Origin of the sequence: Paraburkholderia kirstenboschensis (assembly GCF_904848585.1) — a bacterium.
Taxonomy (GTDB): Bacteria; Pseudomonadota; Gammaproteobacteria; order Burkholderiales; family Burkholderiaceae; genus Paraburkholderia; species Paraburkholderia kirstenboschensis.
Map to the genome: position 1 here is coordinate 202,001 of NZ_CAJHCR010000009.1, position 24,262 is coordinate 226,262.

General features: G+C 62.9%; 19 protein-coding genes. 7 read left to right on the forward strand and 12 right to left on the reverse strand.

The annotated features are described in order from the left end of the window. Positions 1 to 52: 52 nt before the first annotated feature. Positions 53 to 994 (forward strand): LysR family transcriptional regulator, encoded by a 942-nt coding sequence (locus JMY24_RS22835; protein ID WP_128596923.1) that lies wholly within the window; start codon positions 53 to 55, stop codon positions 992 to 994. 34 nt (positions 995 to 1,028) lie between these two features. On the opposite strand, the gene JMY24_RS22840 is transcribed toward JMY24_RS22835, so the two are convergent. From JMY24_RS22840 to JMY24_RS22860, 5 genes are all read right to left on the reverse strand, one after another. Continuing rightward, positions 1,029 to 1,847 carry a helix-turn-helix transcriptional regulator gene (locus JMY24_RS22840; RefSeq protein WP_128596924.1) on the reverse strand — a complete coding sequence of 273 codons (819 nt, stop codon included), beginning with the start codon at positions 1,845 to 1,847 and terminating at the stop codon, positions 1,029 to 1,031. 144 nt (positions 1,848 to 1,991) lie between these two features. Further along, entirely contained in the window at positions 1,992 to 3,119 is a 1,128-nt protein-coding gene (locus tag JMY24_RS22845; RefSeq protein WP_128596925.1) for a hybrid sensor histidine kinase/response regulator, read from the reverse strand. A 9-nt stretch (positions 3,120 to 3,128) separates the two neighbouring features. Then, positions 3,129 to 3,755, reverse strand: coding sequence for a chemotaxis protein CheB (locus tag JMY24_RS22850; RefSeq protein ID WP_193414793.1), 627 nt, complete (start codon positions 3,753 to 3,755; stop codon positions 3,129 to 3,131). A 10-nt stretch (positions 3,756 to 3,765) separates the two neighbouring features. Then, on the reverse strand, positions 3,766 to 4,611 hold the full coding sequence (locus JMY24_RS22855) for a CheR family methyltransferase (RefSeq protein ID WP_128585383.1): 846 nt from the start codon (positions 4,609 to 4,611) through the stop codon (positions 3,766 to 3,768). A 42-nt stretch (positions 4,612 to 4,653) separates the two neighbouring features. Beyond that, positions 4,654 to 8,280, reverse strand: a complete 3,627-nt coding sequence (locus tag JMY24_RS22860) for a response regulator (RefSeq protein WP_201702958.1) — start codon at positions 8,278 to 8,280, stop codon at positions 4,654 to 4,656. Between the two features lie 254 nt (positions 8,281 to 8,534). Between JMY24_RS22860 and treF the strand changes: the two genes are divergently transcribed. After that, positions 8,535 to 10,409 carry an alpha,alpha-trehalase TreF gene (treF, locus tag JMY24_RS22865; protein ID WP_128596927.1) on the forward strand — a complete coding sequence of 625 codons (1,875 nt, stop codon included), beginning with the start codon at positions 8,535 to 8,537 and terminating at the stop codon, positions 10,407 to 10,409. A 37-nt stretch (positions 10,410 to 10,446) separates the two neighbouring features. Here treF and JMY24_RS22870 read toward each other — a convergent pair whose 3' ends face one another. The 3 genes from JMY24_RS22870 to JMY24_RS22880 all read right to left on the reverse strand — a co-directional run bounded on the left by JMY24_RS22870 (position 10,447) and on the right by JMY24_RS22880 (position 13,189). Beyond that, positions 10,447 to 11,343 (reverse strand): MipA/OmpV family protein, encoded by an 897-nt coding sequence (locus tag JMY24_RS22870; protein WP_128596928.1) that lies wholly within the window; start codon positions 11,341 to 11,343, stop codon positions 10,447 to 10,449. Between the two features lie 417 nt (positions 11,344 to 11,760). Continuing rightward, entirely contained in the window at positions 11,761 to 12,504 is a 744-nt protein-coding gene (msrA, locus tag JMY24_RS22875) for a peptide-methionine (S)-S-oxide reductase MsrA (protein ID WP_128596929.1), read from the reverse strand. A 157-nt stretch (positions 12,505 to 12,661) separates the two neighbouring features. After that, positions 12,662 to 13,189 carry an Lrp/AsnC family transcriptional regulator gene (locus JMY24_RS22880; RefSeq protein ID WP_128596930.1) on the reverse strand — a complete coding sequence of 176 codons (528 nt, stop codon included), beginning with the start codon at positions 13,187 to 13,189 and terminating at the stop codon, positions 12,662 to 12,664. A gap of 160 nt (positions 13,190 to 13,349) precedes the next feature. On the opposite strand from JMY24_RS22880, the gene JMY24_RS22885 reads away from it, so the two are divergent. Further along, positions 13,350 to 14,366, forward strand: a complete 1,017-nt coding sequence (locus JMY24_RS22885; RefSeq protein ID WP_128596931.1) for a 1-aminocyclopropane-1-carboxylate deaminase — start codon at positions 13,350 to 13,352, stop codon at positions 14,364 to 14,366. A 60-nt stretch (positions 14,367 to 14,426) separates the two neighbouring features. On the opposite strand, the gene JMY24_RS22890 is transcribed toward JMY24_RS22885, so the two are convergent. After that, on the reverse strand, positions 14,427 to 15,317 hold the full coding sequence (locus JMY24_RS22890; protein WP_128596932.1) for a LysR family transcriptional regulator: 891 nt from the start codon (positions 15,315 to 15,317) through the stop codon (positions 14,427 to 14,429). 180 nt (positions 15,318 to 15,497) lie between these two features. Here JMY24_RS22890 and JMY24_RS22895 point away from each other — a divergent pair, with 180 nt between their 5' ends. Continuing rightward, a complete protein-coding gene (locus JMY24_RS22895; protein WP_128596933.1) occupies positions 15,498 to 16,223 on the forward strand; it encodes a pirin family protein in 726 nt (241 codons plus the stop codon). 186 nt (positions 16,224 to 16,409) lie between these two features. Here the strand turns inward: JMY24_RS22895 and ahpF are convergent, their stop codons facing one another. The 3 genes from ahpF to prpR form a co-directional block, all read right to left on the reverse strand. Then, positions 16,410 to 18,002 (reverse strand): alkyl hydroperoxide reductase subunit F, encoded by a 1,593-nt coding sequence (gene ahpF, locus JMY24_RS22900; protein WP_128596934.1) that lies wholly within the window; start codon positions 18,000 to 18,002, stop codon positions 16,410 to 16,412. A gap of 166 nt (positions 18,003 to 18,168) precedes the next feature. Continuing rightward, positions 18,169 to 18,732, reverse strand: a complete 564-nt coding sequence (ahpC, locus tag JMY24_RS22905; RefSeq protein ID WP_128585392.1) for an alkyl hydroperoxide reductase subunit C — start codon at positions 18,730 to 18,732, stop codon at positions 18,169 to 18,171. A 123-nt stretch (positions 18,733 to 18,855) separates the two neighbouring features. Beyond that, on the reverse strand, positions 18,856 to 20,856 hold the full coding sequence (gene prpR, locus JMY24_RS22910) for a propionate catabolism operon regulatory protein PrpR (protein ID WP_201702960.1): 2,001 nt from the start codon (positions 20,854 to 20,856) through the stop codon (positions 18,856 to 18,858). A 207-nt stretch (positions 20,857 to 21,063) separates the two neighbouring features. Here prpR and JMY24_RS22915 point away from each other — a divergent pair, with 207 nt between their 5' ends. The 3 genes from JMY24_RS22915 to JMY24_RS22925 all read left to right on the forward strand — a co-directional run bounded on the left by JMY24_RS22915 (position 21,064) and on the right by JMY24_RS22925 (position 24,232). Then, entirely contained in the window at positions 21,064 to 21,945 is an 882-nt protein-coding gene (locus tag JMY24_RS22915) for an isocitrate lyase/PEP mutase family protein (protein WP_128588713.1), read from the forward strand. 382 nt (positions 21,946 to 22,327) lie between these two features. Continuing rightward, positions 22,328 to 23,767 carry an MFS transporter gene (locus JMY24_RS22920; RefSeq protein WP_201702962.1) on the forward strand — a complete coding sequence of 480 codons (1,440 nt, stop codon included), beginning with the start codon at positions 22,328 to 22,330 and terminating at the stop codon, positions 23,765 to 23,767. An 84-nt stretch (positions 23,768 to 23,851) separates the two neighbouring features. Further along, positions 23,852 to 24,232: a GNAT family N-acetyltransferase gene (locus JMY24_RS22925; protein WP_128596940.1), complete on the forward strand. Its 381-nt coding sequence runs from the start codon at positions 23,852 to 23,854 to the stop codon at positions 24,230 to 24,232. Positions 24,233 to 24,262 lie beyond the last annotated feature (30 nt).

Consider the following 24,262-nt stretch of genomic DNA (forward strand, 5'->3'; position numbering starts at 1 on the left):
CCACAATCAACGGATTTTTCACGATTCGTAAGTTTTTCTTTAGAATCGGGTCATGGCACTTACTCGCGTCACCATCCGTCAATTCGAGGCGTTTCTCGCCATTGTCGATCTTCACAGCATCGGCGCGGCGGCAGAGCGGCTCGGGCTCACTTCGTCGGCAGTCAGTCAACTGCTCGCCGAGCTTGAAACGGAACTCGGCTTTCGCCTGTTCGACCGGACCACGCGGCGCGTGAATCTGTCGAGCGCGGGGCAAGATTTCCTCGCGTCGGCGGAATCCGTGTTGCGTCACGTGCGCGCCGCCGCCCAATCCGCCGACGATATCCGTAACCGCGCCGCCGGCATCGTTCGGATCGGCGCGCCGCTCGTGCTGGCGTCGACTGCGTTGCCCGCGGCGATCGCCGAGTACGCGCGCGACAAGCCGAAGGTTGTCGTGCGCATTTGCGACACGGTGGTCGAGCAACTCGTCGAGCGTGTGGAAAGCGCGGACGTGGACCTCGCGGTCGGGCCAGACAGGCAAAGCGGAGCACGCGTGCGCCGCGACTCCGCGTTCGCAAGTCCGTGGGTGATGTGGTGCGCGCCGTCGCATCCGCTCGGCACACGGCGGCGTGTGCAGTGGCAGCAGTTGCGCGATGTACCTATCGTCGCTACAGGCCGCGATCACGAACGCGCGGTCGACCAGATGCTCGCAAATCTTCCGGTCGAGGCGCGCATCGTTCCAGTCGATGTGGTGGACAACGTCACCACCGCTTTCGGCATCGCTTCGCGCGGACTGGCCGTGACGCTGGCGCCGGCTTACGTCGCACCGCTTGCGCGCACTTTCGGGCTGGTGATGAAGCGGATTGTCGAGCCGGAGACCATCCGCGAGGTTTGCGTGTATCGCTCGACCGAACGCGCGCTGTCACCGCCTGCGGCCGGTTTTGTGGATTTCCTGTTGCCGTGGCTCAAGCGCTGGGATCGCGAGACGCAAGCCGATGCGCGCGCAAGACGCGGTTGAAAATGCGTGACTACAGCGCGGCAAAATAACAATCTCAGCCACGTTGCGGCGCCATGCACAGCGCGAACAGTTGCCGCTGGCTGGAGATGCCGAGCCGCGCATACGCGCGCTTCTGATAAGTGATAACGCTCGTGGGCTTAACGCCCATCTGTGCGGCTATTTCCGCTGCTGTCGCGCCTTCGAACGTGCCGCGCAGCACGTCGAGCTCGCGTGGCGTAAGCGCCGGACAGATTCGTCTGATGCGTACGAGCATTGCCGCTGCCGGGCCTTCCTGATGCTGCCCATGAAGCGCGTAATGCCCTTTCGCTGCGTGCGCAAACAGATGCGCGAGACTTTCGACGCGTTCCATCTCGCCCGCGGTGAACGTGCCGTATGCGCGGTCACGGTACAGATTGATGGACAGCCACACGCTTTCCACAGGTTGCACGAGCAGCGACAAGCGGTCGGATACGTTGGGCTGCGAGTAGCACGCTGCGCGATACGCTTCGTTCGAGATTTCTTCGCTTTGCTGCTGATGCAGAACTAGCGCGTCGTGCGATCTCGCACTACTCGCGCTTCCGACAATCGCCCTATTGCCGTCCAGCGCGTAAAAGTGCGTCGCGTAGCGGTCCGCAACGTCACGCAGAAAACGTCCACCCCGATGATCGGCGGCGGAGATAGTGCGGGGTCGCGCGTCGAATTCATACGCAAACACGGTGCACTGCGAAACCGGCAGCATATCGCCTACGGTTTTGAGCATGCTGGCGGCGAGTGAGTCAGCGTCGCTGTGCGAAATCGACATGACGAGCTCGGCCGCACGCGCGGTGCTGATCTGTTCGCTTCGATGCGGCAGGGAAATGCGCCATGAACGCATGATGGCTTCGTACTCGCGCGGCGTGGGTTGGATTCTGCCAAGCGTAGCACAGCGCGGCGTTGACATCGGTGCTAGTGCGGAGCATGCGCCGACCACAGTATGCGCAGCGCCGTTGCCGCATAGGCGCCGCATTTATCGTCGCGCTTATTTCCCTGAAAACGAGCCGCGTTGCAGCGTTACCATTCGCGGCAGTTCGATCGTGAAGACCGTGCCGTCCGCTTCGTCCGACTTGACGCTGACACCGCCGCCGTGCATCCGCGCGATTTCCTGCACGATATGCAAACCGAGCCCGAGGCCCTCGCGCGAGCGGGAGCCGCTGTTATTCGGGCCGAAGGCCTTGAACAGATGCGGGAAAACGTCGGGCGGAATGACGCCGCGGTTGGCCACCTGCAGGCGGACGCAGTCGGCGGCTTCGCCGTCCACCTCGACGCTGACGTCACCGCCCTCCGCGCCATGGTGCAGCGCGTTGCTCACGAGATTCGACACGGCCTGCCAGACGAGATCCGTGTCCCACGCGCCCGCCGTATTGCCGCGGCTCGTGAAGACGATACGCTTGCCGTTCTCACGCGAAACGAATTCGTCGATTACCGATCTGCATAGCGTCGCGAGCTCGATCGAGCGCGGCTGCAACGGCAGGCGTCCGCCTTGCAGACGCGCGAGGTTGAGCAACTGCTCGACCATGCGCGCCATGCGCAGGGAACTGTTTTTCACGCGCGCGGCAACCGTTGCCGATTGCTGGTCGGCGGCGGTGCGCATCAGATATTCCGCAGACGCGAGCACAGCCCCGAGCGGCGTGCGCAGATCGTGGCTAAGCACCGCCATCAACATCTCGTTCGCTTCGAGCATCTGACGTGTGGTCACGAGTTGCGCGGCGAGCTGGCGCTTCTGCTGTTCGAGCTGAACGAACACGTCCACCTTCGATTGCAGAATGCGCGGGTCGAACGGCTTGTAGAGGAAATCCACCGCACCTGCTTCATAGCCGCGAAACGTGCGCGACGCGTCATGCGCGGTTGCGGTCAAAAAGATAATCGGCACATGCGACGTGCGAGGGCTGCCGCGCATCAGCGCCGCCAGTTCGAAACCGTTCATGCCGGGCATGTTGACGTCGAGAATCGCGAGCGCGACTTCGTGCTTGAGCAGCAGATCGAGCGCGGCGGTGCCCGAATCGGCTACGAGCACAGCGACATCGGGCCGTGTCAGCAAAGCTTTGAGCGCGGTGATGTTGTGAGCGATGTCGTCGACAATCAGAATGTTCACGGGTGGGTTCGACATGGCATCGGGTCAGAGAGAGGCCGGCAAAGCTGCAAGCTGCCGGGCCATTGTTTCGGGAGAGAAGATGTAATCGGCCGCACCGCGCTCAATTGCGGTACGCGGCATTTCCGGCGAAGTGGCGGTGTCCGGTTCCTGCACCCACGTAAGGCCGCCACACGCGCGCACTCGCTGCAAACCGCGCGCGCCGTCGTCGTTGGCGCCGGAGAGCAGCATGGCCAGCAATTGCTCGCGATATACGGCCGCCGCGGACTCGAACAACACGTCGATGGAAGGCCGGGAGAAGCGCACTGCTGCATCCGTTGAAAGTGCAACGGTCCGGTCCACTTCCACGAGCATGTGATAGCCGGGCGGCGCGACATGCACGCGGCCCGGCATGATCTGCTCGCCCGCGTCGGGCTCGACTACGGGAAGGAGGCAGCGATGCGCCAATGCGTGCACGAGATAGCTCGGCGGATCGGGCGGCAGATGCATGACGACCATCACGGCGGGCGCAAAGCTCGCTGGCAGCGCGGCAAGCAGCAGGTTGAGAACTTCCATGCCGCCTGCCGAGCCGCCAATCACGACGAGCTCGCAGGCGCGCCCGTTTCGCGCGCCCCGCGGAGCGTCGGCGGCTGGCTGGATCGTTGTGCGTGGGATCACGGTGGTTTCAGCGTTTCTGGTAAATACGCTCGCCCGGACGGAATTCGTCGAAGGCTTCGTAATGGCGGGAAAAACGCAGCGTTTCCTTGCTGCCGAGGCCGAGAAAACCGCGCCGTACCAGCGCGTTCTCGAACAGCCCCAACGCGCGGTCCTGCAAACCGCGATCGAAATAGATCAGCACGTTGCGGCACGACACGAGATGCGCTTCGAGAAAGACCTCGTCAGTCGAGAGGCTATGGTCGGCGAACACCACGCGGCCTTTGAGCGAACCCGCAAAGCGCGCACCGTTATAGGCCGCGTGATAGTAGTCCGACAGCGAGCGCTTGCCGCCCGCCGCGAGGTAATTCTGTGTGAAGCCCTGAATGCGATCCAGCGCGTAGATCCCGGCTTCGGCGCGCGCGAGCGCGTCCGGGCTGATATCGGTCGCATAGAACAGCGTGCGCTCGGTCAAGCCCTCTTCGTCGAAGAGGATTTTCAGCGACCACAGTTCCTCGCCGGTGCTGCAGCCTGCCACCCACACCTTGATGGACGGATACGTGCGAAGACGAGGCAACACATGCTCGCGCAGCGCCAGAAAATACGCAGGATCGCGAAACATATCGCTGACCTGCACGGTGAGGTACTGGAACAACCGCGAAAACTGGTCGCCGTCGCGCATGATGCGGTCCTGCAATTGCGACAGCGTGCTCAGGCCGAATTCGTCCAGTGCCTGAGACAGACGGCGGCGCAAAGACGACATCGCATATTGACGGAAATCGTGCTGGTATTTGAGGTAAATAGCTTCCAGCAGCAATTTCAACTCGATGTCGAAATCGCTTATGCGTTGCCGTGCGTCGAGTTCGAACTGGCTCATTGCTTTTTCCGTGTCTGGACCGTTGTCTCAGCCTGTTGAACGCTAGCGTTGGCGCAGCCAGACACGGCAGAGCGCAACGAGCTTGTCCACGTCGATCGGCTTGGAGACGTAGTCGTCGGCGCCTGCTTCGAGACAACGCAGGCGATCGTTCGCCATTGCCTTTGCCGTCAACGCGATAATCGGCAGATGCGCATAGCGCGGATTGCGCCGAATCTCGCCCATTGCGGTCAAACCGTCCATCTCAGGCATCATGATGTCCATCAGTATGAGATGCACCTCCGGGCCGTTTTCCAGCGCGTCGAGCGCTTCGCGGCCATTGCGCGCGATCTGCAATTTCGCGCCGAGCGGCTCGATCACATGCGAGAGCGCGAAGATATTGCGCACGTCGTCCTCGGCAAGCAGGATCGTGCGGCCTTCGAAGGCGTTATCGCGTTGCCGCACGGTGCGCAGCATGCGCTGCTGCTCCGGCGCGAGCGACGACTCCACGCTGTGCAGGAACAGCGTCACTTCGTCGAGCAGGCGCTCCGGCGACTTTGCACCTTTGATAATGATCGATTTCGAATAGCGCCGCAGGCGGTGTTCGTCCTCATCGGAGAGCATGCGCCCGGTGTAGACGATCACCGGCAATGCCGCATGCCCGGCGTCCCCGGCGAGGCGTTCCAGCAGATCGTAGCCGGTGCCGTCGGGCAGCGCGAGATCGGTTACCACGCAATCGAACGAGAATTTTTCGATGTACTCCAGCGCCTCGGCCAACGTAGCGACAGCAACGATTTCGGTGTTTTCGCTTTGCAGCAGCGCGCGGATGCTTTCGCGCATGGCCGCGTCGTCTTCGATCACCAGTACGCGTTTGAGGTGCTGCTGCAAGCGCGCTTCGAGCCGGCGGATCGCGGCTTCCATTGTGGAGCGCGCGGTCGGCTTGAGCGTATAGCCGATTGCGCCGAGATGCAGCGCCTTGTCCGCGTGGTCGGTGGCAGACACGATATGAATCGGAATATGACGCGTGAGCGGATCGTTTTTCAGCCATTCGAGCACGGTGAGCCCCGAACGATCCGGCAAGCCCACGTCGAGCAGCACCGCCGCCGGACGCATGTCGCGCACGAGAGCGAGACCGCTCGCCGCGCTGCTTGCATGCACGAAGTCGAAGTCGAGTTCATGCACGAGATCGCGAAGGATTTCGGCGAACGCAAGATCGTCTTCCACCGCGACGATCAGACGGCCGGCACGCGTGCGGTTGTCGCGATCGTCGGCAATCGACACCATGGCCGAATCTTGGGCGCTCGCCGCCTTGCCCGCATGCACAACGCTTGCCCCGTTGTGTCGCGTTTCCGTCATCAGTCCGTTGGCCGCAGTGATGACCGTCGAGGCAGCGCCGCCCCATGACGTAGCGGAAAGCAGCGGCTCGCCCCGCGAGTCGCCGGCGGCCGCTGCGTCGCCTGCCGCCTGAGCCTGAGCCTGAGCCTGAGCCGTGGCCGTTGCCGTAGCACCCGCGGCTGTGCTTTCGCCGTCGGCCGCCAGTGCTGCACGCGCGTCGAGCGGCAACCACAGCGTGAAGACGCTGCCCTTGCCCACTTCGCTGACAACGGTAATCCGGCCGCCCATCAACCGCGCGAATTCCCGCGAAATGGACAGACCGAGTCCGCTGCCGCCGTACTGACGACTGGTGGACCCGTCAGCCTGCTGGAACGCTTCGAAAATCATCTCCAGCTTGTCGGCCGCGATGCCGATGCCGGAATCGCGCACATCGATACGCAGCATGTCGCCGTCCGCAGACGCGACCGATAGCGCAACTTCGCCGCGCTGGGTGAACTTCACCGCGTTGGACAGCAGATTGCGCAATATCTGGGTGACACGTTGGCCGTCGCCGATGAACGTATCCGGCACGCCCGGCGAGCGGTCGAACGCGAGGCTCAGGTGCTTTGCACCCGCCATCGGCTTGAACATCTCTTCGAGCGATTGCAGCGTTGCGTCGAGCGACACGGTTTCGAGCTCGACAGTCACCTGCCCCGCCTCGACCTTCGACAGATCGAGAATGTCGTTGATCAGCACCAGCAGGTCGCTATTGGATGCATGGATGGTTTCCGCATAGCGCACCTGCTCCTCGGTCAGATTGCCGCTGCGGTTCTGTTGCAGCAGCTTGGCGAGAATCAGCGAACTGTTCAGCGGCGTGCGCAACTCGTGCGACATGTTGGCGAGGAACTCGGACTTGTAGCGGCTCGATTGCTCCAGGCGTTCGGCGTTCGCCGCAAGATCGTCCTGCGCGCGCAGCAGATCCGCTTTCTGCCGCTCGAGGCGCTGCGCATATTCCTCGAGTTGCACGTTGGTCTGTTCGAGTTCGGCCTGCTGCGCTTCGAGGCGCGTTTGCGAGTCGAGCAGCGCGCGGCCGCGCTCTTCGAGCCCTTCGTTCGAAACACGCAACTCCTCCTGCTGAACCTGAAGCTCTTCGTTCAACTGCTGCGTTTCGATCAGCGCATCTTGCAGGCGCTCGCGATAAAGCGCTGCCTCGATGAAGTCGCCCATGCTCTCGCTGACGAGTTCGATGAACTCTTCGTCACGCGACGCGAGTGCGCGGATAAAACCCAGCTCCACGACGCCGTTGACTTCGCCTTCGCTCCTGATCGGCATGATGATCAGGTTCTTCGGTGCAGCTTTGCCGGTTGCGGAAACCACTTGCACATAGTTGTCCGGCACGTCGCGCATCACGACCATACGGCGCGAGAGCGCGGCCTCGCCGACCAGCGTGTCGGCCTCGCCGAGATCGCGCCCGGTGGCCTGCTCGCTCTCGCGGCTGAAGCCATAAGTCGCGATGCGGCGCAACGTGCCGTGCCGCTTGTCGCGCACATAGATAGCGCCGACGGCAGCCTCCATGTACTGCGCGAGGCAGTCGAGCATCGCGCGGCCGACGAGCTGCGGCGAGGCCTGGCCGACCACTCTCTCGGCCAGCATGCGCTGCCCCGAGCGCAACCACACCTGTTTTTCCAGCACTTCAGTCTGTTCGGCTTGCTGACGTATAGCTCTGTCGTAAGTCCCCGCCAGGTTGAGCAATTCGCGCCGGCCCATCCATGCAAGCAGGCTGTTCACGCCGATGCTAAAGATCAGGAACACGCTCACCAATATTGCGGTGACGCGACGCGATGCCTCGCCGCGCTCCTGACGCAGGCGCAATTCCACTTCGAGAAAGTCGCCGAACTCTTTTCGGGTCTCGTCAAATTCCATCTTGCCGCGGCCGCTCGCTACGGCACTGGTGACGTCCTGCATTCTGCGGCGCGCGTCGATCATGCTTTCGGCAAAGCGGGTCCAGCGGTCCTGAATCGCCTCAATCTGCCTGAGTTTCTCGACTTGCGGCGGATTGTCGGCAACGAGACGCTGCAGGTCTTGCATTTGCGCCTTGAACTGCGGTCCGCCGTTTTCGTACTGCGCGAGAAAACTCTCGTCTCCGGTGATCAGAAAGCCGCGCATCGACGATTCGCGATCGACTGCAAGCCGCAACATTTGATTGGCCTTGCCGACCACGCGCTCGGAATGCTCGGCCCAATTCGTGGTGGACACCAGATACGCGATCAGCCCGACGAACACGGCTATCGTGATCAGGCCGACAAAAAGAGGCAAGGCGATGTTGCGGCGGACAATGCCGCGAAAGTAACGTTCGTCGACAACCTGGGATGCGGTCATTTTTTCTATATTCAGCAAGACGGATCATTGCGATCCGGAATATTTTTCGGATTTTCCGCGTGGCGTTTTCGGGTTCTTACACAGCCGCATAATCATACAGGACGGGTCTTGTCTTTTGCGTGTAGCACCGCGCTCGGCCTTGCTGGGAAAGGCCGCGCAGATACGCGCAACTTTGCCGGGGCGCGCGCGGTCAATGATGCGAACAATGCAATTTCGCTTACCCCATTCATGCCTCGACGTCCTTTCTCCTGCCGATGACCGATCACGCCTTCGCCGCTTTTGCCCGTCTCCGTTTGCGTAACGCGCGGACTGCCCGGCGGGTTGCTTCGCCTGGTGCCGCGCTTGTTGCCGCGCTCGCCGCCGCGCTTGCCGCCGCGTTCATGCTGCAAGCGTCCCTCGCGGCGGCTGCCCCGGCTGCCGATGCACCGCCGCGAGCGAGCGGTATCACGCATGTCGCAGTGCATGTCGAGCCCCCCGTGCAGGCGTCGCCGGTTGTGCCGGTGCCGCCCTCCGAGCAATACCCCGACCTCTATCGGGACGTGCAGCTCGCTCACCTCTATCCGGACAGCAAGACCTTCGCGGACATGGTGCCGCTCGCGCCTCCGGCACAGATCGCCGCTGCGTATGAAATCGTGAAGCAGCAACCGGGCTTCAACCTGGGCGACTTCGTGAAGCACAATTTCACGCTGCCCGTTCGTACGGCGAAGAGCTATGTCTCCGATCCCAACCAGGACGTGGTGAGTCATATCGATACGCTGTGGAATGTGCTGCGCCGTGAGCCGGATGCCACGGCGAGTCCGTGGTCCTCGCTGCTGCCGCTGCCCGATGCCTACATCGTGCCGGGCGACCGCTTCGACGAAATCTACTACTGGGACTCGTACTTCATCATGCTGGGTCTGGAAGCGAGCGGACACCATGCGTGGGTCGTCGACGATCTGAAGAACTTTGCAACGCTGATCAATCGCTACGGCCATATACCGAACGGCAATCGCACTTACTACCTGAGCCGCTCGCAACCGCCGTTCTTCGCGCAGATGGTGCGGCTTGTGGCCGAGAAAGACGGCGACGCCGTGTACGCGCAATACCTGCCGGAACTGCAACGCGAATACGCTTACTGGATGGACGGCAGCGAGGGGCTGGCCGCCGGCCATGCAAGCCGCCATGTGGTGCGCCTCGCGGACGGCTCGCTTCTCAACCGTTACTGGGACGAACGCGCGGCGCCGCGCGACGAGTCGTATCGCGAAGACGTCGCGACCTCGCAGCAAACGCCGCAACGCAATGCGGACGATTTGTGGCGCAATCTGCGCGCAGGCGGTGAAACGGGCTGGGATTTCAGCTCGCGCTGGTTTGCCGACGGCAAGACGCTTGCCACGGTCGACGTGACGTCGCTCGCGCCGATCGACTTGAATTGCCTGATCGTCGATCTCGAACGCGCGCTCGCGAAGGCGTACCGCGTGCGCGGCGACGTCACGCATGCGGAGAACATGTCGCAGCGCGCCGCCACGCGAGCCGACACGATTCGACGCGTGCTGTGGGACCCGCAATTGCAGGCATTCGGCGACTACGACTTCGTGCATCGCACGCTCACGCACAGGCTCACCGCGGCCACCGTTTACCCGTTGTACACGGGGGTTGCGAGCCGTCAGCAGGCGAAGGCCGTCGCCGCGACCTTGCAGCGCGAGCTGCTGCGCCCCGGCGGCCTTGCTACCACCAAGGTCGCGAGCGGTCAGCAATGGGACGCGCCAAATGGCTGGGCGCCGTTGCAATACCTCGCGGTGATCGGCCTGCGCCGTTATAGCGAACCCGCGCTCGCGCAAACCATCGCGACGCGCTGGATCAGAACCAACGTCTCGTACTATCAGCACACAGGCAAGCTCGTCGAAAAATATGATGTGGACGCGGCGTCGCCCGGCGTGTCCGCGGGCGGCGGCGAGTATCCGTTGCAGGACGGCTTCGGCTGGACGAACGGCGTGTTGCGCTCGTTGCTCGCGCTGTATCCGCAAGCCGCGGGCACTTCACGCCCGAGCGATATTCCAGCCGGGCCGGCGGGCGTATCGGCAGCGGCAGCGTCTGCCGCCGCCGCGTCCAAAAACACGCACCGGCTACAGGGCACGCGCGTGAATCCGTAACCGTGACGGTTGCGCAACCGCCACGGTTGCACTTCGCTCAGAACCGGTAGTTGATCGATACGTCCGCAACGCCATTGCCCTTGCGGTGCGTGATCGGACTATTCCCGGCGCTGCCGACGAGTTGCTGGAAAGCGCCGTCGGCGGTAGCGAACCAGTGCTTGTCGAATAGCCATACCGCACTAACGCCGAAGCCGACCGACTTGAAACCCGCGCTCGCGTGGTACTGCGAGTAGTTGGAATGGGCGGCCTGGTTCTGATTCACGCCGAACCAGCTATTCATATAGGTGGAGTCCGCGAGCGTCACGTTGGGGCCGGCAAACCAGAAGAATTTCTTGGAGCTGCCCGGCATCGGCATGTACGCGCCGAGATCGCCGATCCATCCATTTGAACCGCCGAAATAGCGGCGCACGGCTGCGCGCAGCACGAGCGGAAAGTCTCGCGACACGACGTACTCGCCCGAGAGCTTCAGACCCGGCGCCGGATTGATGTTGCCCAGACCGTTCAGTTCTTGCGGATCGTCGTGAGCGCGACGACCGAGGTCGTATACCACCGCGAGGCTTGCGCGCCAGTTCTCGCCCTGCGCGAAGTTGCCCCCGAAACCTTCGCCGCTCGACAGGAAGAACAGATCTTTATAACGCACGTCGATGCTCGGTCCCGCCATCAGGTGATACCGCTCCGAGCCTTCATAGCGCGGCTGGAAAGACGTCGCGGCGCCGACGCGCACCTGCCAGTCGGGAATATTCGGCTGCCACATCTTTTGCAGCGGAATGCCGACCGAGTATTGCCACTCGCCCAACGGCGAAGGCGTTTGCGCCGACGCGCCCCCCGGTAGCGCGGCGAAGCCGCCTATAGTGATGGCCACCCAGGAAGAAGCCGCGATGCCTGTTTGTTTATTGCGGACCTTGCCGATCCGCTTTCTACGGCTGTTCAACACCAATGCCTCCAATCTCGCGTATCGCGAAGAGGGTTTATCTTTCTCGCCCGGGCTCACCCGCGCAGCGCAAGAGCCCGGCCGACCGCCGCGTTGCTACGCGCAGCATGTAAGTTTTTCAGCAACCGACACGCATTGCACGGCAAAACGCGCACCATTGAGAGTCTGCCGACAGCAGGAACAAGCTTCCTGCCAACGTATTCGTCATAACAGACGATGCGAAAGTTTTGCCGACGGACGTGCTAGTGCAAGATATGGGCCTACGTGGTGGAGGCACGCCTCGACCGCGTTGCAGCTGTGCAAGGCAAGCCTCTGCTGAAGGCCGCGGGCGGCGATCGTCGCTAGAAAAGCAATGGGATGAAAGCGCCGCCGCAGCGGCGGCGCTCCTACACGCGAACAACGGGCACGACGTCAGCCTTTCTATTGCGCTGCCTGAACGAGCACCGGCGTGTCGCGATACAGATTGGGGAACATACGCTTCAGATTGGCCACCTTCGGCATGTCATAGAGCGCGATGTACGCCGAGTTCGGATGCTGCGTCAAATAGTTCTGGTGATAGAACTCCGCGGGATAGAAGCCTTTGAACGGCTCCGCCCTCGTCACGATCGGCGCTGCGAACGCATGGGCCTTCTCGAGTTGCGCGATGTAGCCCTGTGCGACGCGCCGCTGCATATCGTTCAGGGGAAACACCGCGGACCGATATTGCGTGCCGCTGTCCGGCCCCTGGCGATCGAGTTGCGTCGGGTCGTGAATCACCGAGAAATACACCTGCAACAACTGGCCGTAGGTGACCTGCGTGGGATCGAACGTGACCTGCACGGATTCCGCGTGGCCGGTCGCGCCGCCGCTGACCGTTTCATATTTGGCGGTGTCGCGCTGGCCGCCCGAATAGCCCGACACGGCCTGCTTCACGCCCCGCACATGCTGGAATACGCCCTGCACGCCCCAGAAGCAGCCGCCTGCGAACACGGCGGTTTCCTCGTGAGCCGTGGCTGCGGCGACCGGCTCATCGAGCGCGGGCGGCGCGATCGCCACCGCGCCCTCGGATGAAAACGCCATTCGTTGCGCCAGCAGCAGCGCGAGCGCGCCGAAGCCAACGGAGAGTGAAAGCCTGGCCGCGCGCGAGCGGACGCGCTTGCCGTCGATATGTGTGTCCATGTTCATGATGTCCTGTCCTGATTCCGCCTTCGCAAAGGCACGCGGTTCACTCTTGCCGGCGCGGGTTGCGTATGACTCGAGTGTCCACAGTGTTAGTCGCACATGCGCCGCGTTAATGACAGCATGCGCGCCTTTCTCGCTTCGTGCCTGATCACGACGAGCGTCAGAGCGGGAATCGGGTCGTCGACAAAATCTCCTTGAGCACCATGAACGAGCGGATTTGCCGCACACCCGGCAAATACAGCAGCTGTTCCGCGTGAAGACGGTTGAAGCTGTCGCTGTCGCGCGTGCGGATCGTCATGAAGTAATCGAATTCGCCAGTCACGACGTGGCACTCCATACAACCCGCCACTTTCTGCGCGGCTTTCTCGAACTCGGCAAACGATTCGGGCGTTGAGCGATCGAGCACCACGCCGATGATGACGAGCATGCCGGCGCCCGCTGCCTTCGGGTCGATCAACGCGACAACGCCACGAATCAACCCCGATTCCTTGAGCCGCTCGACTCGCCGCAAGCAAGCCGGCGCGCTCAGTTTCACCTTCGCAGCGAGAGCGACGTTCGAGATCGACGCGTCCGTTTGCAATTGACGCAGGATCGCCCGGTCGATGCGATCGAGCGATTGAAGCGGATCCGCGTGGGTGCTTGCCGTGGCGCGCGTTACAGCAGGGTTGCGAACTTTTGTTTTGTCCATTCGGTGTTATTCACAATTACGATAGGCGTTCCGCATTGTCGCACTACCAAAATTTCGGCTGCGTGAATTTCTTCGCAAGCTCATTTCCCGGCGTTTTTTCTACCATGTGTTGAACGCGGCTCCCGCTCACCGCGCCGAACCCACCGACCACGGAGATACCATGAACCTGCAACGATTCCCCCGCTATCCGCTCACTTTCGGGCCGACACCCATCCAGCCGCTCAAGCGGCTGAGCGATCATCTGGGCGGCAAGGTGCATCTCTATGCCAAGCGCGAGGATTGCAACAGCGGCTTCGCGTTCGGCGGCAACAAGACGCGCAAGCTCGAATACCTGATTCCCGAAGCGCTCGCGCAAGGTTGCGACACGCTGGTGTCGATCGGCGGCATCCAGTCGAATCAGACGCGCCAGGTCGCGGCCGTGGCCGCGCATCTCGGCATGAAGTGCGTGCTCGTGCAAGAGAACTGGGTCAACTATTCGGACGCGGTGTACGACCGCGTCGGCAACATCCAGATGTCGCGCATTCTCGGCGCAGACGTGCGCCTCGTGCCGGACGGCTTCGACATTGGTTTTCGCAAGAGCTGGGAAGACGCGCTCGAAAGCGTGCGCGCCGCCGGCGGCAAGCCATACGCGATTCCGGCAGGCTGCTCGGATCATCCGCTGGGCGGTCTCGGCTTTGTCGGTTTCGCGGAGGAAGTGCGCCAGCAGGAGGCGGAACTCGGCTTCAAGTTCGACTACATCGTGGTGTGCTCGGTGACGGGCAGCACGCAAGCCGGCATGGTGGTGGGTTTCGCCGCCGACGGCCGCGCGGATCGGGTGATCGGTATCGACGCGTCAGCGAAACCGGCGCAGACCCGCGAGCAGATCACGCGAATCGCCAGTCGAACCGCCGAAAAAGTGGGCCTCGGGAGAGATATCACGGCTAACGACGTCGTGCTCGACGAACGCTTCGGCGGCCCCGAATACGGTCTGCCGAACGACGGCACGCTGCAAGCGATCCGCCTATGCGCCCGCCTGGAAGGCGTGCTCACCGATCCGGTGTACGAAGGCAAGTCGATGCACGGCATGATCGACATGGTGCGCAACGGCGAATTTCCCGAGGGCTCGCGCGTGCTCTATGCGCATCTTGGCGGCGTGCCTGCCCTGAACGGCTATAGCTTTATCTTCCGCGACGGCTGATCGCCGAGCCATGCAGCGGCCCGAGTTCGTTTTCGAACGTTGGGCCGTTGCTGTTGATAACTACGCTGCGAGACGCTTTTTCAGATGCTTGCGCAGAAAGTCGACGAAAGCACGAATGGTCAGCGAGCTTTGCCGGTGCTGAGGGTAGACGGCATAGACACCCGTCGGGCTCGGCAGGAATTCATCGAGCACCGTGACCAGCTGGCCGCTTCGCAGCGCGTCGGCGACAATAAAATCAGGAAGCCGAACTATTCCAAGGCCGGCAACCGCCGCATCGCGGATCAGGTCGCCATTGTTGGCCCGCAGCGGCCCGTGTACCTCAAAGCCCTTCAACGCGCCCTCCACTGAAAAATCCCACGTCACCACGCCGCCGTGCCCGTACAGCAGGCATGAATGGCGCGCGAGATCGGCAGGCGTGGCGGGGGCGCCGCGACGGCGCAGATAGCCCGGGCTGCAACACGCGACGAGACTCACATCTACCAGTTTTTGCGCGATGAGCGTGGAATCGGGCAACACGCCGATTCGTACAGCCATGTCGAAGCCCTCGCCGACCACGTCGACGGTGCGGTCGCTCAACTCCATGTCGAAGCGCACGTCGCCATGCTCGCGCAGAAAGTCCGCGACGAGCGGTGACAGATGCATCATGCCGAACGACATCGGCGCGCTCACCTTGAGCAGCCCACGCGGCCCGGCCCGCCGCAGCGACATGGCCTGCTCCGCTTCCTCTACCTCGCCCAAGATGCGTTTGGCGCGCTCGTAGAACTCCTGACCCAGCTCTGTGACGGCCAGCTTGCGAGTGTTGCGGACGAGGAGCGGCACGCCGAGCGCTTCTTCGAGCGCCATGACGCGACGGCTGACGAACTGCTTCGACAGAGAGAGGCGCTTTGCGGCCGCGGTGAAGTTGTGAGCGTCGACCGCAGCGACGAAGATGCGCATGTCATCGAGTTGCATGGTTATTGTCCACTTAGGCGAGACGGTGTTTCCATTTTCCTGTCGATTATAGCCCTCCGAGTTGACCTAAACTGTCGTTCATGGATCGCGGACAAGCACTTGCCCGGATCGCCCGCAACGCAAGTTGCATGGACCCCAGAACATGCGCTTCACGCAGACTCTGGTCGACAGGAGAAAAAGATGCTTGAAATCAGACATGCCAATCAACGCGGCCGTGCGGAACACGGCTGGCTCAGCTCGCGTCATACGTTTTCGTTCGCGAACTACCATGATCCGAAGCAGAACGGCTTCTCCGACCTGCTCGTGATCAACGACGACCGTGTCGCGCCGGCCCAAGGCTTCGGCAAGCACCCGCATCGCGATATGGAAATCTTCTCGTACGTTCTGGAAGGCGCGCTCGAGCATAAGGACACAATGGGCACCGGCTCGGTGATCGTGCCGGGCGACATTCAGTTGATGAGCGCGGGAACCGGCGTGGCGCACAGCGAATACAACCATTCGAAGAGCGAGCCGGTGCACTTTCTGCAGATCTGGATAGCGCCGGCGCAAAAAGGCACCCCGCCGCGCTATCAGCAACAGCACTTCAGCGCGGACGACAAGCGCGGTGTGCTGCGCCTCGTTCTGTCGCCGGACGGCGCGAACGGTTCGCTGGTGTTGCAACAGGACGCACGCGTTTATGCCGGACTCTTCAACGGCGACGAAACCGCGCAAGTGGAACTGGCGAGCAACCGTTATGCATACGTGCATGTGGCGCGCGGCAGCGTGACGGTCAACGGCGTGGAACTCGGCGAAGGCGACGGCGCCCGTGTACGCGGCGAAGAAGCGCTGACCTTCGCCCAAGGCCGCGACGCGGAAGTGCTGGTGTTCGATCTGCGCGACAACGAAGTGTCGGAGTTGTGGGCCTAAGCCGTTCGCCTCCGCAGGCTTATGCTTGAGCAAGAGCCGCCCGGTTTCACAACCGGGCGGCCTTTTTTGCGCCTTGCGCCGGCTCTCAGCGCAATCTGCCGGGAAGCCGTGTACACATCCGCCCACCAGATAAAACGGCGGCCCGCGGGCCGCCGTCGTTCACTACATGTGAAGCTTTACGGCCGGTCAAACCGCAGCTTCGGCTTCGACCTCACTAACGGCTTCCGTTTCCTCGCTGTTGCGGATCAGATGATCGAACGCGCTGAGCGATGCCTTCGCGCCCTCGCCGACCGCAATCACGATCTGCTTGAACGGCACCGTGGTTACGTCGCCCGCTGCGAACACGCCCGGCACCGACGTCGCACCGCGTGCGTCGACGATGATCTCGCCGTGCTTCGACAACTCCACCGTGCCCTTCAGCCACTCGGTGTTCGGCACCAGACCGATCTGCACGAATACGCCTTCCAGTTCGACGTTCTTCACTTCGCCCGAACGCAGGTCCTTGTAGACGAGACCGTTGACCTTCTTGCCGTCGCCGGTGATTTCGGTAGTCCGCGCCTGGGTGACGATGGTCACATTAGCGAGGCTGCGCAACTTGCGTTGCAGCACTTCGTCTGCACGCAGCGTAGCGCCGAATTCGAACAGCGTGACTTCTCGGACGATACCCGCGAGGTCGATTGCCGCTTCCACGCCCGAGTTGCCGCCACCGATCACCGCGACGCGCTTGCCCTTGAAGAGCGGTCCGTCGCAGTGCGGGCAGTACGCCACGCCGTGATTGCGGTACTCGCGCTCGCCCGGCACGTTGATTTCGCGCCAGCGCGCGCCCGTCGCGAGAATGATCGTTTTGGCCTTCAGCACCGCGCCGTTCGCGAGACGCACCTCGTTGATGCGGCCGGGGATCAGCGTTTCGGCACGCTGCACGTCCATGATGTCGACTTCATACGTTTTCACGTGCTGTTCGAGCGCCGTGGCGAACTTCGGCCCTTCGGTCTCCGTTACGGAGACGAAGTTCTCGATAGCCAGCGTGTCGAGTACCTGACCGCCGAAGCGTTCCGCGACAACGCCCGTCGCAATGCCTTTGCGCGCCGAATAAATCGCCGCAGCTGCGCCAGCGGGGCCGCCGCCGACGATCAGTGTGTCGAACACCGGCTTCTTTTCCAGTTCCTTCGCGGCACGCGCACCGGCGTTGGTGTCGAGCTTCGCGAGGATTTCCTTCACGCCGCTACGGCCCTGGCCGAACACTTCGCCGTTGAGAAACATGGTCGGCACAGCCATGATCTGGCGCGAGTCGACTTCGTTCTGGAACAGCGCGCCGTCGATCGCCACGTGGCGAATGCGCGGGTTGATGAGCGCCATTACGTTCAGCGCCTGCACGACTTCCGGGCAGTTCTGGCACGACAGCGAGAAATACGTTTCAAATTGGTAGTCGCCGTCGAGACTGCGGATCTGTTCGATCACCGCGTCGTCGAGTTTGACCGGATGGCCGCCGACCTGCAGCAATGCGAGGACGAGCGACGTGAACTCATGCCCCATCGGAATGCCCGCGAAGCGGATGCCGATGTCCTTGCCCGGCTCGCCGATCGAGAACGACGGCTTGCGTTCGCTGTCATCGCGACGTTCGATCACGGTGACGCGTTCCGACAACGTCGCGATATCGTTCAGCAATGCCAGCAGCTCTTGCGATTTTGCGCTGTCGTCGAGCGACGCGACGATCTCGATAGGCCTGCTAACCTTTTCGAGGTACGTTTTCAACTGAGTCTTGAGATTGGCATCAAGCATGGCTATTCGATTCCGTGACGATGGGGTGTTGGGTTCCCGGTCCCGCTCGTGTCCGATAGGACACGGGCGAACCGGGGACGCGCGAACCGCTGTATGAAGCGGCCCGCACGCCGATGCGCCGCGAAGGCGCTACAACTACTGCCTGAGGCTTTGAAGCTGCTAAACCTTAGATCTTGCCGATCAGGTCGAGCGACGGGGTCAGCGTTTCAGCGCCCGGCGTCCACTTGGCGGGGCAGACTTCACCCGGATGAGCCGCGATGTATTGCGCAGCTTGCACCTTGCGCAGCAGTTCGCTCGCGTCACGGCCGATGCCGTTGTCGTGGACTTCGCACAGCTTGATCTCGCCTTCCGGGTTGATCACGAACGTGCCGCGCAGCGCCAGACCTTCTTCTTCGATCAGCACGTCGAAGTTGCGCGAGATTGCGAGAGTCGGGTCAGCGATCATCGGGTACTTGATCTTCTGGATCGTGTCCGACGTGTCGTGCCATGCCTTGTGCGTGAAGTGCGTGTCGGTCGACACGCTGTAGATTTCAACGCCGAGCTTCTGGAAATCGGCGTAGCGATCGGCCAGGTCACCCAGTTCGGTCGGGCAAACGAAGGTGAAGTCGGCCGGATAGAAAACGAAAACCGACCACTTGCCCTTCAGGCTTTCTTCAGTGACGGTCACGAAATCGCCATTGTGATAAGCCTGTGCCTTGAACGGTTTGACTTGACTATTGATGATCGGCATTTACTGAGTCCTCTTTCGGAGTGGTTGGAAAGTGGAGTCAGTATGTCAGACAGCGCTTAATAGGTAAAGTGGATTGTTTTAATTATATTGATAGATTTGCGCTATCCGATCCAGCCCCGCCGGCTATCGCACGCCTTCTGCTTTCAGCAGCCGCCAGAGCGTAGTGCGGCCGATGCCGAGCGCCCGACTTGCCGCTGCGCGGTTGCCGCCGCAGCGTTCGAGCGCCTTCAATACGTCGTCACGGCTCGGCGCGACGCGGCCGGCGCCCGCGGTGGTGGCGTCCGCGGCAGTTTTGGTAAGCCTCGCGCTCACGTCTGCATGCCCCATCCGGCTGAATTCGGGGAATAGCGCCAGCAGATCGGGCTGGACGATGCCGTCCCGATCGTCGCGCTGATCACTCGCTGCATCGCCGAGATAGATCGCTGCGCGCGCCAGCAGATTATCCAGTTCGCGTACGTTGCCCGGCCACGCGTAGCGCTCGAAGAGCGGCGCCAGAAACTTCAGCGCGCGCCCGATTGCCGCTTCAGACAACCCATATTGGAGCGCACTGCGGCTTAACAAGTGCCGCGCGAGCGGAGCGACGTCGGCGCGCCGCTCACGCAGCGGCGGCAATTCTATCTGAAGCAGATTCAGACGAAAATACAGATCCGCGCGAAACGCGCCCTCGTCGACGAGCCCGTGCAGATCGCGGTGCGTGGCGGCTATCACCCGCACGTCGATGGGCGTCGCGCGGCCCGAGCCGAGCTTCATCACCTCGCGTTCCTGGAGCACGCGCAGCAGCCGGCTTTGCAGCGCCGGCGGCATTTCGCCGATTTCATCGAGGAAAATGGTTCCCGTGTGAGCCATTTCAAACAGGCCCGGCTTGCCACCGCGCCGCGCGCCGGTGAACGCGCCTTCCTCGTGACCGAACAGTTCGCTTTCGATCAGCCCCTCAGGCAGCGCCGCGCAATTGAACGCGACGAACGGATTGCCGCGCCTCGCGCTCGCATTGTGGATGCCCTGCGCGACCAGTTCCTTGCCGGTGCCGCTCTCGCCGGTCAACAAGACGGTCGCGTCGTGCGCCGCGCCGGCCCGCGCGAGCCGGCGCACACGTTCGAGCGCCGCCGACTCGCCGATCAGATCGTCCAGCCGATGCCGCGCAACCAGATGCTTCGGCCGCTGACTGGTGCGCAGCGACCGGTCGATCCGCTGTGCGACCAGCGCGTCCTGCGCCGTCACGACGAAGCCCGAGCGCGCGCCCTGCTCGACTATCGGCACGCAATTGACGATCACCGAACGCTCGCCGATCTGCTCGACGCGCTCGTCGAGCGCGCCGTCACCTTGCAGCGCCTTGCGCAGCCACGGGCCGACCGTCCGTGCGAGTTGCGCCGGGAGGTCCCGGTCGCGCTCGAGGCCCAGCAGATCGAGCATGGCCGGGTTGACGGCTTCGAGCTGACCGGCGTCGTCGAAGGCCGCCACGCCGTCGCGCAGATGCGCCACGATCGTGTTCAGGCGCACGCGCTTGGACTCCTTCTGCCGGCTCACGCGCGCCAGTTCGACCGAGCGCTCGAACGCTTCCTCGACGGCGCCGAGCGAGTACAGGAACACGCTCTCGAGACCCGCCTGCTGCGCCAGATCGCAAGCCATGCCCGGTCCGATGATCACACGGCAGCCTTCGGCGGCGAGGTTACTCACAGCGGTTCTGACTTCATCGACCGAGCGGTACGCGCGCTGTTTCAGGTCGACCCTCAACCAGCCGCTGAGACCGGCCAGTTCATGCGAGATGGTTTCGTGCAGCACGAGCCCGACCGGCCCGCTGGGCCAGAGGGTGGTGGCGCGGGTGATCGCGCTCAGCATGTCGAAGCCGTTCACCTTCACCATGACGACCGGCACGCTCAGGTGGTCGCGCAAGTAGGCGCCGTTCGAGCCCGCCGCGAGGACGACGTCGACGGAGCCCGCATCGACGTACGCCTGTAGCGCGGCGACAGCCGCGCCATAGCCTTCGCGGATCGAGAAAAATCTTGCGCGGCCGGCGTAGCGCGGCGCAATAGTCTCGCAAAGCGACTCCAGGCGACTGATACTGACTAATGCAATGCCCGGGCGGCCCGGATCTGCGTTGACGGGAGACGGAGCAAAGGTCGACACGTGAGACGCTCCAGGAGAGAGGGTTGAAACGTTCCGCGAAACGTTTCATGGAACGCTCAGGCATTCTGCCACGAAACGCCGGCCGCGAGTTCGCCTCACCCAAGCGCTTGATTCCGCTTGGATAGTTCCCAGCGCTGAGGTATTGGCATACTTTCTGCAATTTCCACCCTGCTCGCCTTACTCACCTTTCCCCCGGAGACAACCGTCATGACAACTTCCGCCACGCGCCGCGCCGCCTTCCGCGCCAAGGTCAACGAACGCCAGGGCCTGCTCGTGCCCGGCGCCTTCAATGCGATGAGCGCTCGCGTTATCGAGGACGCCGGTTTCGAGGCGATCTACATCACCGGCGCGGGCGTCACCAACATGTCGCTCGGCTTGCCGGACCTCGGCTTCATTGGTCTCGCCGAAGTCGCCGAGCACACCGCGCGAATCCGCGATGCGGTCGCGCTGCCGCTGATCGTCGACGCCGACACCGGCTTCGGCAACGCGTTGAACGTACGCCAGACCGTGCGCGTGCTGGAACGCAGCGGCGCCGACGTCATCCAGTTCGAAGATCAGGTGATGCCAAAGAAGTGCGGCCACTTTTCCGGCAAGGAAGTGATCGGCGCGAGCGAAATGGCCGGCAAGATCCGCGCGGCGGTCGACGCCCGCGAGGACGGCAATCTGCAGATCATGGCGCGCACCGACGCCGCGGCCGTCCACGGTATCGAAGACGCGATTGAGCGCGGCCATCGCTTCATCGAAGCGGGCGCCGACATCCTCTTCATCGAGGCGACGGAGTCGCTGGCGGACATCGAGCGTTTGCCGTCGCTGTTCGACAAGCCGCAGCTGATCAACATCGTGATCGGCGGCAAGACACCGGTGCAATCGCGTGAAGCGCTCGGGAAGCTCGGCTACGGCATCGTGCTGTATGCGAACGCCGCCTTGCAAGGTGCGGTGCTCGGGATGCAACGCGCGCTCGGGACCCTGAAGAGCAACGGCCGCCTCGACGAGGACGCGACGCTCGTCGCTCCGTTCAGCGAGCGCCAGCGTCTCGTGAACAAGCCGTTGTACGACCGGCTGGATCGCGAATACGCGGCGAAGGACTGAACCGCGCGTCGCATCGAAACGTGTTTGCTGACAGCGGCGCACGGCACGCGCCGTGCTCGGCGTGAGTGGCGCCTTTTGGCCGGGACGCATTGGTCTGTGCCACGCTCGCCGATGCAGCGCGCGTGATTGCGATAGGATTCAGGGCCGGCGATATATCACCGCGATACGCGTCCCGGCGCTCGTCATTCTGCTCGCGGAATGACCGACGCGCTGCCCCGGCCCCGCTCCTGTCGCTCGTCCGCTTTGTATGGACGGTGCCAACACGTCTTCGAAAGGTAGTCGAAAACATGAAGTGCATAGCATTGCGTATCTCGCGTGGAATTCGCCCGTGCGTTCGCGGCCTTCACGACGCACACGCGCGCGCGCTGCCGGGAGCTGGGCAATGAACGCAAACAGCACGCCTCTGAAGCATGCCGCCTGGCTGCCGTATATCGTCGCGGCGACGTTTTTCATGGAATATCTCGACACCACGGTGATCGCGACTGCGCTGCCGCAGATGGCGCACTCGTTCGGCGTCGGGCCCAACAGCGTCAGTCTCGGCATGACGGCCTACATGCTGGCGCTGGCGATTTTCATCCCCGCGAGCGGCTGGGTCGCCGACCGCTGCGGCTCGCGCACCGTATTCTTCAGCGCGATCGGCGTGTTCACGGTCGCCTCGGTGCTGTGCGGGCTGTCGCAGAACGTCGCCGAATTCACCGCCGCGCGTTTGCTGCAAGGCATCGGCGGCGCGATGATGGTGCCGGTCGGCCGGCTGATCGTGGTTCGGAGCACCGAAAAAAGCCGCATGATGCAGGCGATTTCAACGATCACGTGGCCCGCGATTGCCGCGCCGGTGATTGGCCCGCCCGTCGGCGGCTTTATTACCACGTATGCGTCGTGGCGCTGGATTTTCCTGCTCAATGTGCCGTTCGGTCTCGCGGCAATGGCCGTGGCGCTCGCGTTGGTGCCCAACCTGCGCGGCAGCGAACGCAAGCCGCTCGACGTGGTCGGTTTGCTGCTGAGCGGCACCGCGCTCACCGCGATTCTGTACGGCGCGGAACTGGCGAGCCAGCCCGCCGAGAACCCGTGGATAGCCGGGGCGGTCATCGTCGCCGGTCTGCTGGTGGGCGCTGTCGCCTTCCAGCATGCGAAGCGGCATCCGCATCCGTTGATCGACGTTTCCACACTGAAGATCCCGACGTTTTCAGTGACGGTGATAACGGGCTCCTTCACGCGCATTGGCATCGGCGCCGTACCTTATCTGATGCCGCTGCTGTTCCAGGTGGGCTTCGGCTTGTCGGCGTTCAAGTCGGGACTGCTGCTGCTCGCCAGCGCGTTGGGCAATCTCGGCATGAAGGCGCTGACCACGCGGATCCTGCAGCGCTTTGGCTTCCGTATGGTGTCGATCGTCGATGTGACGGTGGCCGGCATCTTCATCATTGCATGCGGGTTGCTGACGCCGGACGTACCGCTTGCGCTCGTGCTGATCGTTGTGTTCGTGTACGGCGTAGCGCGCTCGATGCAGTTTTCGACACTCGCCACACTTGCCTACGCCGACGTCGCGCAGCCGCAAATGAGCGCGGCCAGCACGCTATGGAGCGCGGCGGCCCAAATGACGATAGGCCTCGGCATTGCGTTCGGCGCGGTCTCGCTGCGGGCTGCGGCGTTTTTCAACGGCGAGACGACGGGCCGCGTGTTCACGCTCGACGATTTCCGCCTCGCGTTTCTGCTTGCGGGCGTCCTGACGCTCGTGTCCGTGATCGGCTACATGGGTCTTTCACGCGATGCGGGCCAGAGCATCGGCGGCGGTTCGCGCGGCGCGGAAGGTCCCGCCAAGGGTTAACAGACTTCGGGAGACGGCGTGGCGACCCCTAACGAACTAAGCGAACTGAGAATTTCCAGCAACAAGGACGAACTCGACATCGCAATGGTGCACGCGTTTCTGTCGCAGGAAACGCCGTGGGCGAAGGGCATGCCGCGCGAAACGCTCGAACGCGCCATTGCCGGGTCGCTGTGTTTCGGCGGCTATGTCGGGAGCAAGCAGGTCGCGTTTGCGCGCGTCGTCACGGATCACGCGACTTTCGCGTACCTGTGCGATGTTTTCGTGCTGCCCGAGTATCGCGGCAAGGGATACGCGCACGCGCTGCTCGCGCAACTCTTCGCGAGCGAGTCGCTGCAGGGTTTGAGAAGAATCATGCTGGCGACGACAGACGCGCACCACGTGTATCGCCCGCACGGGTTCAAGGCTCTGTCGAACCCGGCGCTTTTCATGGAAGTGCACGACCCGGACGTTTACCGGAGCAATTGAGCAGGAAGTTCAAAGGCGCCCCTCGCGCGC

What these genes read in the sequence shown, in the direction of transcription:
- ahpF (WP_128596934.1), bottom strand. Translation starts at nt 18,002, where the DNA reads ATGCTTGATGCCAATCTCAAGACTCAGTTGAAAACGTACCTCGAAAAG.
- JMY24_RS22915 (WP_128588713.1), top strand. Translation starts at nt 21,064, where the DNA reads ATGACAACTTCCGCCACGCGCCGCGCCGCCTTCCGCGCCAAGGTCAAC.
- JMY24_RS22845 (WP_128596925.1), bottom strand. Translation starts at nt 3,119, where the DNA reads ATGTCGAACCCACCCGTGAACATTCTGATTGTCGACGACATCGCTCAC.
- JMY24_RS22920 (WP_201702962.1), top strand. Translation starts at nt 22,328, where the DNA reads ATGAACGCAAACAGCACGCCTCTGAAGCATGCCGCCTGGCTGCCGTAT.
- JMY24_RS22855 (WP_128585383.1), bottom strand. Translation starts at nt 4,611, where the DNA reads ATGAGCCAGTTCGAACTCGACGCACGGCAACGCATAAGCGATTTCGAC.
- JMY24_RS22835 (WP_128596923.1), top strand. Translation starts at nt 53, where the DNA reads ATGGCACTTACTCGCGTCACCATCCGTCAATTCGAGGCGTTTCTCGCC.
- JMY24_RS22840 (WP_128596924.1), bottom strand. Translation starts at nt 1,847, where the DNA reads ATGCGTTCATGGCGCATTTCCCTGCCGCATCGAAGCGAACAGATCAGC.
- JMY24_RS22925 (WP_128596940.1), top strand. Translation starts at nt 23,852, where the DNA reads ATGGTGCACGCGTTTCTGTCGCAGGAAACGCCGTGGGCGAAGGGCATG.
- JMY24_RS22895 (WP_128596933.1), top strand. Translation starts at nt 15,498, where the DNA reads ATGCTTGAAATCAGACATGCCAATCAACGCGGCCGTGCGGAACACGGC.
- JMY24_RS22860 (WP_201702958.1), bottom strand. Translation starts at nt 8,280, where the DNA reads ATGACCGCATCCCAGGTTGTCGACGAACGTTACTTTCGCGGCATTGTC.
- treF (WP_128596927.1), top strand. Translation starts at nt 8,535, where the DNA reads ATGACCGATCACGCCTTCGCCGCTTTTGCCCGTCTCCGTTTGCGTAAC.
- ahpC (WP_128585392.1), bottom strand. Translation starts at nt 18,732, where the DNA reads ATGCCGATCATCAATAGTCAAGTCAAACCGTTCAAGGCACAGGCTTAT.
- JMY24_RS22880 (WP_128596930.1), bottom strand. Translation starts at nt 13,189, where the DNA reads ATGGACAAAACAAAAGTTCGCAACCCTGCTGTAACGCGCGCCACGGCA.
- JMY24_RS22890 (WP_128596932.1), bottom strand. Translation starts at nt 15,317, where the DNA reads ATGCAACTCGATGACATGCGCATCTTCGTCGCTGCGGTCGACGCTCAC.
- msrA (WP_128596929.1), bottom strand. Translation starts at nt 12,504, where the DNA reads ATGAACATGGACACACATATCGACGGCAAGCGCGTCCGCTCGCGCGCG.
- JMY24_RS22885 (WP_128596931.1), top strand. Translation starts at nt 13,350, where the DNA reads ATGAACCTGCAACGATTCCCCCGCTATCCGCTCACTTTCGGGCCGACA.